This is a genomic window from Fluviicola sp., from assembly GCF_030151805.1.
Classification (GTDB): domain Bacteria; phylum Bacteroidota; class Bacteroidia; order Flavobacteriales_D; family Crocinitomicaceae; genus Fluviicola.
The window spans coordinates 1-11,479 of record NZ_JASLCN010000274.1 but is presented as its reverse complement, the minus strand read 5'-3'; the positions used below and the strand labels follow the sequence as shown (position 1 = coordinate 11,479).

8 protein-coding genes are annotated in these 11,479 nt (G+C 41.7%); 5 read left to right on the top strand and 3 right to left on the bottom strand.

The features are described from left to right. The first annotated feature begins 292 nt into the window (after positions 1–292). The gene (locus Q1V93_RS10470; RefSeq protein ID WP_300664457.1) at positions 293–1,033 is read left to right on the top strand and encodes a head GIN domain-containing protein; all 741 of its coding nucleotides are present in this window, start codon (positions 293–295) and stop codon (positions 1,031–1,033) included. Between the two features lie 119 nt (positions 1,034–1,152). Further along, the gene (locus Q1V93_RS10465) at positions 1,153–3,519 is read left to right on the top strand and encodes a TonB-dependent receptor (RefSeq protein WP_300664455.1); all 2,367 of its coding nucleotides are present in this window, start codon (positions 1,153–1,155) and stop codon (positions 3,517–3,519) included. Between the two features lie 101 nt (positions 3,520–3,620). Here the strand turns inward: Q1V93_RS10465 and Q1V93_RS10460 are convergent, their stop codons facing one another. Then, positions 3,621–6,536 (bottom strand): AsmA-like C-terminal region-containing protein, encoded by a 2,916-nt coding sequence (locus Q1V93_RS10460; protein WP_300664453.1) that lies wholly within the window; start codon positions 6,534–6,536, stop codon positions 3,621–3,623. 75 nt (positions 6,537–6,611) lie between these two features. Here Q1V93_RS10460 and Q1V93_RS10455 point away from each other — a divergent pair, with 75 nt between their 5' ends. Continuing rightward, positions 6,612–7,451, top strand: coding sequence for a hypothetical protein (locus Q1V93_RS10455; protein ID WP_300664451.1), 840 nt, complete (start codon positions 6,612–6,614; stop codon positions 7,449–7,451). 282 nt (positions 7,452–7,733) lie between these two features. Here Q1V93_RS10455 and Q1V93_RS10450 read toward each other — a convergent pair whose 3' ends face one another. Together Q1V93_RS10450 and Q1V93_RS10445 are read right to left on the bottom strand one after the other, a co-directional pair. Continuing rightward, entirely contained in the window at positions 7,734–8,399 is a 666-nt protein-coding gene (locus Q1V93_RS10450) for a DUF4956 domain-containing protein (RefSeq protein ID WP_300664450.1), read from the bottom strand. Continuing rightward, complete coding sequence (locus Q1V93_RS10445; RefSeq protein ID WP_300664448.1) at positions 8,371–9,168, bottom strand: polyphosphate polymerase domain-containing protein; 798 nt, start codon at positions 9,166–9,168, stop codon at positions 8,371–8,373. The genes Q1V93_RS10450 and Q1V93_RS10445 overlap by 29 nt, the downstream gene beginning before the upstream one ends. Before the next feature lie 179 nt (positions 9,169–9,347). On the opposite strand from Q1V93_RS10445, the gene purT reads away from it, so the two are divergent. Together purT and Q1V93_RS10435 are read left to right on the top strand one after the other, a co-directional pair. Then, entirely contained in the window at positions 9,348–10,514 is a 1,167-nt protein-coding gene (gene purT / locus Q1V93_RS10440) for a formate-dependent phosphoribosylglycinamide formyltransferase (RefSeq protein ID WP_300664446.1), read from the top strand. Between the two features lies 1 nt (position 10,515). Further along, on the top strand, positions 10,516–11,479 hold a 964-nt coding region (locus tag Q1V93_RS10435), incomplete at its 3' end, for an aminoacetone oxidase family FAD-binding enzyme (RefSeq protein ID WP_300664444.1).

Here is an 11,479-nt window from a genome sequence, read left to right as displayed (position 1 = left end):
GAGTTTTGAATGCTTTCGCGTAATGAGGCGTAGTTTACAGGTTTTCGAGTACGGGCCTAGCCTTTTTGCTTACTTTTTTGGCAATGAAAAAAGTAAGAGAATTTGGGCAATGGTACAAGATGTGCCATGTAATGGGAAATCGCCCTTCGGAAAGCCTGCCCCGACAAGAATTCGTCGGGAGGGAACAAGGAGGAGGAAGGAAAGGAAGAAAAAATCACACAATTTTCATCCTCCCATAGGGGTAAACCCAATCTGCATTGTCATACATACAAATAGTAAAACAAAAGTCTTTATGAAAAGTTTAAAATTGATGATTCCGGCGGTTTTGATCCCGATAACTATCGGGATTGCGTTGTCATTCACGTCTTGTAAGAAACATCTGTTTAATTCGATTAAAGGAAAGGGCGATACCGTTACCGAAACCCGGGATTTAAGTGGTTTCAATAAAATTTCCTTGTCGATTGATGCAGATTTACACTATGTACAGGACTCGGTTTATTTCGTTGAGATTTCAGCACAGCAAAACGTGTTAAATGTGCTTACAACCGATATCGATGCAGGAAGATTGAAAATCGAATTCAGAAGATGGGTTCTGAAACACAGTAAAATTACCATCGTTATCCATTCACCGGATCTTCGTGCCGTTGACCTGAGCGGAAGCGGAAACTTTGAATCTCCCTCAGATATTGTAACCTCAGATCTGGAATTAAACGTCAGTGGTTCCGGAGATATTGCTCTTGCTGCGGTTCACACGGATGAATTACAAGTGAAGATCAGCGGATCGGGAGACATATCTGTTTCAGGCGGAGCGGTCACAAACCAAAAAGCTACAATCAGTGGTTCCGGAGATATTGAAATGGACGGACTGACAGCGAGTAATTCCGATGCGAAAATCAGTGGTTCGGGATCTATCACTGTTTGGGTCGTGAATCAGCTGAAAGCAACCATTTCCGGAAGCGGGAATATCCGGTATAAAGGAAACCCGGTTATCAATGCAAACATCAGCGGATCAGGTTCTGTAATCCATATTTAATTACGAATTCCTAATTACGGGTTACGAATTGATTGGATCTCTTTCTCTTCTAATAGCTGCTTTTCAATTCGTAATTGGGCATTCGTAATTCGTAATTTTCTCTTTAATCTCTCAAAACCATGTTTCAAAAAACAAGAACGAAATACTTCGTATCAGGATTGCTATGCCTTATTGTCAACACCTGTTTTTCCCAAAAACAAACGGTTCGCGGCACAGTTGTCGACAATATTTCCCAGTCTTCCATTCCGGGTGCGATCATTAAAATAAGCGGATTGGATTCCGTGATTCAAACAGTATCGGATGAGAACGGTAAGTTCAACCTGTCGGATGTTCCGGTTGGAAGCAGAACCATTGAAATTACAGCTTACGATTACAAACCGGTTGTCATGCAGAATGTGACGGTGAATGCCGGAAAGGAATTGGTCCTGACAATCAACATGGAAGAAGATCTGAAAAAAATAAATGAGGTGGTGATTACCGCAAAGGTGGATAAAAACAAACCGCTGAATGAACTTTCCACTGTCAGTACCAGAACCTTTTCTGTTGAGGAAACGCAGAAGTTTGCAGCTGCGGTAAATGATCCGGCACGGATGGCAACCTCTTTTGCAGGTGTTGTGGCTGCAGGCGACGGGAACAATCATATTTCCATTCGTGGAAATTCACCGAACGGACTTTTATGGCGAATGGAAGGTGTTGAAATTCCGAATCCGAACCATTTTTCGAATGTAGGAACGGCCGGTGGCGGAATCTCTATTTTAAGTGCACAGCTTTTGAGCAATTCCGACTTTTCAACCGGGGCTTTTGCAGCAGAATATGGAAATGCATTGTCCGGCGTATTCGACCTGCGATTGCGAAAGGGAAATAACGAAAAGCGCGAATACACGATACAGCTCGGAGTTCTGGGAATGGATGTAGCAACAGAAGGCCCGTTCAAAAAAGGTTACGAAGGTTCTTACCTCATTAATTACCGCTATTCGACGCTAAACATACTCGGGAAAATAGGAATTCCGATCGGAGATGCCAATACCAATTTCCAGGATTTGTCATTCAACATTTATCTTCCTGCGAAGAAGCTGGGGAAATTTACCGTATTTGGTTTCGGTGGATTGAGTTACCAAACAACTACTGCTGAAAAAGATTCCATTCGTTGGCAGGAAGATGACTTTCTCCGCTTAAACACGAACTTTTACAGCAATACGGGCGCCGTCGGAATAACAAACACCAAGCTTTTCAAAAACAAATCGTACTTAAAAACAGCTTTGGTGTTTTCCGGAACCGAAAACGGTTACAAACAGGACAAGTTGAGTGATGATTATGCTTCCCTGACGCGCGAATACGAACAGCGGTTTCTGCAGAATAAGCTGACGCTTTCAAGCACTTACACTCAAAAGATCAACGCGAAGAACAACATCCGGACCGGATTCATTCTGAATCATCTGGGGTATCGTTTAAAACAGAGCGATATGGGCGATTCAACTGTTCTATTGGAACAGATCAATGAAAAGGGCGGAACGGAAACCATGCAGGTGTTTTTTCAATGGAATTCCCACATCACTGAAAAACTGACTGCGAATGTCGGGATTCATTACTTTCAATTATTCCTGAATAACAGCAATTCGCTTGAACCACGTGCATCGCTGCGTTATGATATTCGCCCGAAGCATCACCTGACTTTGGGGTATGGTTTACACAGTCAGCTGCAACCGATAGGTGTTTATTTTGTGGAGCATACGGAGAACGGAACAACGACGCTTCCGAACCGGAATTTGAAGCTGAGTAAAGCGCATCATATCGTTCTCGGGTATGATTTCGTTCTGAATGAACACGAACACATCAAAACAGAAGTCTATTACCAGCATTTGTTCCATGTTCCGATCAGCCAGGATCCCACAAGTACCTATTCGATCTTAAATTCTCAGAATGGTTTTCCTTCTGAAATGTTGACCAATTCCGGGCTGGGTAAAAACTATGGCCTTGAACTGACCTATGAGCGATTCCTCTTCAAAAATCTCTATTATTTACTATCGGCTTCCTTGTATGAATCAAAATACAGAGCAGCTGATGGAAACTGGTACGACACGCAGTTCAATACCAATTATGCAACTTCCCTGACTATTGGAAAAGAATGGAACTTGAAAAGCAGGAAGCATAAAAACAGAAGCATTGGTTTCAATATTAAAACGATCTACGTTGGTGGTTTCCGTTATACTCCTATTGATCTGAACGCATCCATCGCAGCTGGTGAAACCAAATTTGTGACATCGCAAACTTATGGAAAAAGAATGCCTGATTATTACAGACTGGATATTCGCCTGAGTTTGAAACGGAACTACAAAAGACTCACAAGTACTGTAGCGCTTGACATTCAGAATACAACGAACCGGAAAAATGTTGGCGGACAATATTTCGATGAGAAAACAGGAAATGTGAAGTATTGGTATCAATCACCATTGCTTCCGATTCTGAGTTACCGGTTGGAATTCTGATGCTGAAATGTGGTTTGGGACATGTCATCTTCATCCCGAAAAGGGAAACAAAAAACCCTGACGATACATGTCAGGGTTTCTCTATTCAAATGCATCTTCAATTATTTTCCAACGGCATCTGCTTTTTCACGAGCCTTGTCCATGATATTGTCGGCCTTGGTTTGTGCTTCCTGTTCCACTTTTGTTGCACTGCTTTCAGCCTTCTTCTTCATTTCCTTACAAGCTACTTCTGCAGCTTTTTTCTTCAGCGGGTTGCTTCCTGCTGCGTCCATACCATCCGCACATTGTTTATCACCTTCCGCACGAATTTGATCAGCTGCTTTTTTCGCTTCTGCTTTCAGCTTGTCGGCTTCTTTCTGTGCGTTGGCAATAATCTCGTCTTTTTTCTTGTTAAAATCTTCTTTTACCTCTTTCACCTTGTTGTCGATTACCGTTTTAACGGAATCTTTTGCCTTGTTGATGAGTTCTTTTCCTTGTTCCTTGATATTGTCTTTCAGGTTTCCGGTTGCTTTCAGGATCGCTTCCTTAAAGTCGGTTTTGATGACTGGTTTTGTCACCGTTCCTCCAACCAATGCATTGACAGGAATAATATCCGGAATACTTCCCAGGTTCAGTTTCGGAGTAAGTCCGTTTACTTTTGCCAAACCTTGCTCAGCCGTTTTGAGAATTCCGGCAGGGATCATTGATTTCGGAATCTGCATCGTCATTTTGTAATCGATATCCTGCGTAAATGCCGTTGAACCCATGACTTCCGTATCAATACCGCTCAATTTAATCTTCAACGGTTTTTTCATCGTTACTTTTCCGTCCTTAAAGCTGAAGAACGCCTTCACATCTTTGAATGTCTGGTTTGCCAGTTTATCCATGTTCAAAGACTCGCCCAGTTTTTTCAACGGTTCGAATCCGCTTACGGTCACCAGGTTGGTAAACAAATCTCCGTCGCCGGTTAAAGAGTTGTAGACTGGCTCCAACGCTTTGGTCAAATCACCTTTCAGGTTTAAAGTAGAGCTGAATTGCCCTTTGGCATATTTCGCAACCGGAGCTAATTTCCCGATTGTTAAGAAGTGAGAAGTAATTTCCTGAATGTCGATTTCTTTCAGGTCGTAGCCCAGATCAATCGCAGGTTTGTTGTGGTCCTTGGAGCTATAGCTTCCTCTCAAACCAACAGTTCCACCCATCGTGTTCATGCTCAATCCGTTCAGTGAAGCCACTTCTTCCTTCATATTCACATTTCCTTTGATGTTGTTTACATCAATTCCGTTGTAACGCAGTTTCTGAATGTTGGTATTCAGGTTGAAATCCACATTTTCCGGAATCAGAAGTGGTTCTGCATTCGGGTCAACCGGTGCGGGTTCTGCCGAAGCAGTAGCCGCTGGAGCAGCAGAACTTGCAGAAACTCCCATCAATTGATCCAGATCCAGGTTATTGCTGTTGAAATTGAAAGCTCCTTTCAGCAACTGGTCTTCTTTTTTGTTCCCGAATAAATACCCCAGGTAATTGTCAATCTTTCCGTTTACGGCAAAATCAGATTTGCCCATCGTTGCATTCATCTTTTCCAAAGACAGGTTTTGCGGACTGAAACGGAAAGTCAAATCTTTCACATTCACATCCTCATTCAAATCTTTCGATTTGTATAAGAAATCAAACAATTCAATCAAACCTTGTGCGTTGAATTTTTCGTATTGCTCCGTTTCAATAGCACTCATGCGTCCGTTCAAAGCCACATCCGCGTTCAGTTTTCCTTTATAGGATTCTCCTTCAGCCAAAGGCATTACTTTTCCAAGTGTAGCCAGGTTCACGTTTGCTTTTATTTTGGAATCAATCAACGGATCGGTCATCGGGTTTCTCAGTTTCAGATTCGCGTCAATCAGGTTTCCAACGAATTCGGAATGGAATTTTGTGACATCAATCGTCATTTTATCCAGGTTGGATCCGCCTTCAAATTTAGAACCTGCATCAACAGTAATGTTGCTGATCGAACCAGGTAAATCCGGGTATTTGATGGATGCTTTCTGAACATTCAGTCCGAAATCCCATCCCGGAAGGTTTTTGTCATCCAAACGGCCTTTTACTTCGCCGTTCAGTTTCAAATCTCCTTTGGCCACCATGCTTTCATACCCGCTTTGGTAGAAGCTCGGAACCAGGGACAATAAATCCTTGAAGCTGATTTGTTTGGTGTTCAGTTTCAGATCCATTTGATCGTGGTCTTTCAACATTTGGTAAAAACCGTCCAAAGACATGTTAAAGTTGTTCAGGGCAAAGGTGTTTTCTTTCAACGTGAATTTCGAATCATCTTCCTTGAATTCCATCAACAGGTTCACATCTGCATTTGTTTTTACTTTCGACAGGTAACTCAAACCTTCCATCTCGAACGTCAATTCGTCCATTTGGGTGCTTGTAACGAAATCAATCACGTCTGCCGTTAAATCTCCTTCTCCTGTATGATTCAGATTTTTGATATTGGCATACATATCCGAAGCCTGGTCGTCATAAACGATTTGAATGTTCTTCAGGGAGTATTCCTTCAGGGACATTTTGAACTTGGAAGGTTCCTGATCTTCAACCGGTCTTTCATCCGTTGGAATCACGATATCATAGTTGGCTTTTCCTTCCGGATCCACGCGTACATCGAACTTCGCATCGGAGATATGAACCTCGTCAATTTCGATTTCATCTCCACCGATTACATCCCATAAACCTACATGTGCCTCAATAGTTTTGATACTTGCCAACTCTACGCCCTTAAATTCCGTTCTACCTGTTACCTTCGTATCATATAATTGGATGGTGACATTCGGAAAGGTCGACAGGAACGTTAGATCAAAGTCTTTGATAGTGACATCCGCTTTCAATGATTTACTAACTTCCTTCAATACCAATTCCTTAATCTCATCCTTGAAAATGATTGGAATTAAAATGATTGCAATGAGCAAGATTAAGAACGTATATCCCGTCCACTTGAAAAGTCTGCGGATGAAACTTTTCTTCTTTTTCGGCAATTTTTCTTTTTTCGACATCGATAGGTAATTTAAGTATAACCAATTTTTTAACCAAAGAATGTATCTTTACATTCTTACGAAAATAAGCTTTTCATGAAACAATTAACAGTCCTGACATTATTAATTTGTAGTCCATTTGTGAATATCGCACAAATTTCCACCGGAAAAGTAAAAGACGCGAATAAAAAAACGCAAACCGAATCGAAAAAGAATGATTCGGACCATAAATATGATCCTGATAAAGGATTATTGGATTTTACGGTTTTCCTGGGGGCGGGCTACAGTTTGGGTTCTCACAGAATTGAAACGAACGGAGATCTGTTCGGAAAACCAATCGGAACCCGTGCTGATGAGAAAATGGTCAATCGCTGGACTTACCAGGGTGGTGTCCGCAACAGAATTAACCGTTTTTTATCTATTGAAGCTGGCTTGTCGTATGACCGTTACGGAGAATCGTATCAATATAAATCCACCATCAATGATAGTGCTTACAGCTACAACCGCAAATACAACATGCTGGCTGTGCCGGTTCAATTGTTTTTCACGTATGGAAAACGCGTACAGTTTCTTGCGGGGGCTGGAATTCAGCCGTTTATCCCATTAAGTCTGAAATCGAAAATTACCTATAAGGATTCGAAGGGAAATGAAACTACTTCGGAGCCAAGAACAGTGGAAGGATTTAATTCTGCCGGTTTCAGTGTCTTGTTTTCAACCGGAGTGCAATACCGCTTTTCAAAATATGCTTCCGTTTATTTTATCCCGGCTTATTCTATCGGATTGACGAATATTTTTGCAAAACAGGAGCCGCATAAACAATGGTTCAATGCGTTGAACCTGCGCTTCGGGATGGCACTTCATTTCCCTGAATCGACGAAAGAAAAGAAGGTGAAGCCTGCAAAAGAACCGAGAGAGAAGCGAAAGTTTAATTGGTAATATTGAATAGAAATGTGTTGAAGGGTGTTCGAAAGGATGCCCTTTTTTGTTTCCTCCCCCTTTGTCCCCCTCCAAAGGGGGATTGGAAACTCCCGCAAAAAACAAATCTTTCTCCGAATCATTAACAGCTGGAAGTATAACTCTCATTTGAAAGAAGATTAAAGTCTCCCCCTTTGGAGGGGGACAAAGGGGGAGGATTTTTTAATTAAACATATTCTGAGTAGAGATAAACAAAAAAGAGAACGCATTGCATTCTCTTTAAATATCATTCATGATTCAACGCTACTCCGAATCACTTGGCCCGGCACCCGTTCCGAATGATTGAATATCTCCGTCGTAAAAGATCATGATTTGAGCCACATCTCTCAGGAAATCAATTTTCCCGATCTCAATGCGGTTGATTTTCAATCCGGTTCTTTTTTGAACATCTTCCATCATTTCATCATATTTCTCCGGCTGAATCAGATCAATACGGTCATAAATAATAATCTTCCGGGTTTCATGCTTCAACAGCCACAAATATTCCAAACCGGCAGTAAGCAGGATCAAACATCCGTTCATTAAACCCATTTCGGCAAGCGAGATCTTGTTTGAAGCCAAAGCGTTGATAACCGAAAGACCGATTACCAGGAATAGATAAGTCATTTCCTTGATTTCAATTCCTTCGGTGCGATAACGGAGAATCCCGAAAATAGCAAACAAACCAAGCCCCATTCCGGTGTCAATGTCGAGTTTTTTCAGTCCGAAACACAGGAAAAACGTAATCATCCCGATCAGGAAATAAGTAAAGAGATAATCTTTTCTTCTTGCCTTGGAATAATACATGAAACGGATCAGGATCACCAGGACAAGGAGGTTGATGGTCATTCTGAAAAGAAGCGCATATAAATCTTCGTTGAAAAAGGAGATGCCGAACAATTTAAAATCCGGTTGATGGGAGAGAAGCATGTGAATTGTTTATTAGTTTTTGTATCAGTAGTTTTTTTTCTTTGAACCGGTTTGATTTCAGTTTGTTTTCATCATACAAATCAATCATTCCGAAGCAAAATTTGGATATGCGAAACGGGCGTATCAATTCCTGTTTCATTAATTGATAGAATGGAGAATTTCTATCCAGTTTGGGTTGTTTCAATTCGGCTATAACAATCGAAGAAAGCGTTTGTTTTTTGCAGTTCGGATCATCTAACGTTCCGTTGGTAATTTCAAAATCAATGGTTAGCCGTTCCTCACTTTGCTTGTTAATCAGCGTAATGCGGCGGTAACTGTTGATCATGACCGGTTGCAGATCCATTTGTTTTCGAAGCCGGTCCCATAAAAAGGAACGTTGATCATCCGAAAAATCAGAGGTAAAGCCGTCAATGTTAATGCGATTCTTATCCGTTCGACCTTTAATCCGCTCTTTGACTTCGAGGTAGGAAACGTTGCTGTCCACGTAGGTGCGAATCCGGACTTTGAAACGATTTGGAATGGACTTATGATGGTCCTGGAAAAAAGAATACTCCGAATTGTCAAAATACTGACTGGTATAATCGAAAATCACTTTCCCGTCAATGTTGAGAACATCGTAATAAGGAAGCATTTTTTCCAGGTAACAGGCCAAATTTTCAATGGGGAAGGCAAACTTCTCATCCACGCGATTCATAAGCGGGGCACGGGAAAGTTCTTCCAGTGAAATCCCATGGTATGAATGTAGTAAATGTGTTAGTTTTCCCTTCATGTTAAATTCAAATATAGTTAATATTACATATGACGTTATTTTTATACATAAAGTTTGTTTTTTTAATTGGAAATTGGGAATGTAAAAATTGACAAAGGCTTATGAATCTGCCTGGTAAGATGAAAACCGGGATCTTTCTTTTTCAATTCTCACTTTTCAATTTTCAATTACCTTTGCATATGCAAAAGAAAATTTTACTCCTGGGTTCCGGTGAGCTTGGAAAAGAACTGGTCATTGCCCTTCAACGATTAGGACAAACCGTGATTGCGGTTGATAGCTATGAAAATGCTCCTGCAATGCAGGTTGCGGATGGATATGAAGTGATTAATATGCTGGATGCCGTTTCCCTGGACGCGATTGTTGCAAAACATCATCCGGATTTGATTGTTCCGGAAATTGAAGCGATTCGAACAGAGCGTTTCTACGAATATGAAAAGATGGGAATCCAGGTCATTCCTTCTGCAAAAGCAGCGAATTTCACCATGAACCGGAAGGCAATCAGAGATTTGGCAGCGAAAGATCTTGGAGTAAAAACGGCCAATTACCGCTATGCAAAAACGGCAGAAGAATTTGAAGAAGCGGTATTGGCTATCGGAATTCCGTGCGTCACCAAACCGTTGATGTCCAGTTCCGGAAAAGGTCAGTCGGTGATTCGTTCCAAAGAAGAAATTTCGAAAGCATGGACCTATGCAATAGAAGGTTCTCGCGGCGATTTGAAAGAAGTGATCGTGGAGGAATTCGTTCCGTTTGATTACGAAATCACCTTGTTAACGGTCACTCAAAACAATGGAGAAACCTTATTCTGTGCTCCAATCGGCCACCGGCAGGAACGCGGAGATTACCAGGAAAGCTGGCAGCCCATGCCGATGAATCCGGAACATTTGAAAGAAGCGCAGGACATGGCTGCAAAAGTGACGAAAGCTTTGGGAGGTTCCGGTTTGTGGGGAGTTGAATTCTTTATTACCAAAGACGGAGCGTATTTCTCCGAATTGTCTCCACGTCCACACGATACGGGAATGGTAACCTTGGCCGGGACACAAAATTTCAGCGAATTTGAGTTGCATGCACGCGCTATTTTAGGTTTGCCGATCCCATCCATCGTTTCTTTGAAAAAAGGAGCAAGTGCGGTTGTCCTGGCAGATCGTGAATCGAATCATGCACCCGATTTTTCCGGTTTGGAAGAAGTATTGCAAACAGAAGGTTCCGACGTTCGTATTTTTGGAAAACCAACCACGCGCCCTTATCGCAGGATGGCAGTTGTGTTGTATTCCGGAGATCAGGAAGTGGATCAGATTACCGATAAAGCAAAAGAATTAGCGCAGAAAATCACGATCAATTACCGTTAATTTGAAACGTGTAATCATTATTGGTGGCGGGCCAGCAGGATTGATGGCTGCCACTCAATTGTTGAAAAGCGATTGTGAAATTCTGATCCTCGATCAGAAAGCAAGTGTGGGAAGAAAGTTTCTGGTTGCCGGTGACGGCGGATTCAATCTGACGCATTCGCAAAGTAAGACCGAATTGTTGGAGAAATATGATTCGGAATGGATCAAGCAAGCCATCAAACAATTTTCCAATAAGGATTTTATCAAATTCTTAAAACAAATAGGAATCGAAACGAAAGTGGGTTCTTCGGGAAAGATTTTTCCTTTGGATGAGGTCAAACCGATCCAGGTTTTGAATGCCTGGAAGCAATTGTTGGAACCGAAAGTACAATTTGTTCTGAATACCCGGTTTTTAAACTTCGTTGAGAAGCAAATTGAGATTGAACGGGAAGGGAAAACCGAAAAACTGGATTTCGATTACCTTGTTTTGGCTTTGGGTGGAAAATCCTGGCCGGTAACGGGTTCTGACGGAGTCTGGGTTTCGATTTTTGAGCAAAAAGGGATTGAAATGACGCCTTTTGAGTCAAGTAATTCCGGGTTGGTGTTGTATGAAAACTGGCTGGGAGACCTGGAAGGCAAAATCCTGAAAAATATTCAAACTTCGTGTGGCAATCAATCTTGTACAGGAGATTTGGTCTGTACAAGGTATGGCCTGGAAGGAAAACCGGCGTATGCAATCAATGGTGCTTTGCGGAAAATGGAAAAACCGGTCTTTAAAATTGATTTTAAGCCCCAAATGACGAGCGGAAAAGTCTTTGAAATTTTGAAAAAGGCGAAAAACCCTTCCCAGGGATTGAAAGAATTGAAATTGGGTGAAGTGGCTGTTTTCTGGATCAGGAATTTTGTTTCCAAAGAACGCTTTTTGAATCCGAAAGAACTTGCGAAGGCAATCAAGGAATTTCCCGTTGGAATCAAAGGTTTCAGAC

Excerpts from the sequence above, each read along its gene's own strand:
- Q1V93_RS10465 (WP_300664455.1), top strand. The coding sequence starts at position 1,153 with ATGTTTCAAAAAACAAGAACGAAATACTTCGTATCAGGATTGCTATGC.
- Q1V93_RS10470 (WP_300664457.1), top strand. The coding sequence starts at position 293 with ATGAAAAGTTTAAAATTGATGATTCCGGCGGTTTTGATCCCGATAACT.
- Q1V93_RS10460 (WP_300664453.1), bottom strand. The coding sequence starts at position 6,536 with ATGTCGAAAAAAGAAAAATTGCCGAAAAAGAAGAAAAGTTTCATCCGC.
- purT (WP_300664446.1), top strand. The coding sequence starts at position 9,348 with ATGCAAAAGAAAATTTTACTCCTGGGTTCCGGTGAGCTTGGAAAAGAA.
- Q1V93_RS10450 (WP_300664450.1), bottom strand. The coding sequence starts at position 8,399 with ATGCTTCTCTCCCATCAACCGGATTTTAAATTGTTCGGCATCTCCTTT.
- Q1V93_RS10445 (WP_300664448.1), bottom strand. The coding sequence starts at position 9,168 with ATGAAGGGAAAACTAACACATTTACTACATTCATACCATGGGATTTCA.
- Q1V93_RS10455 (WP_300664451.1), top strand. The coding sequence starts at position 6,612 with ATGAAACAATTAACAGTCCTGACATTATTAATTTGTAGTCCATTTGTG.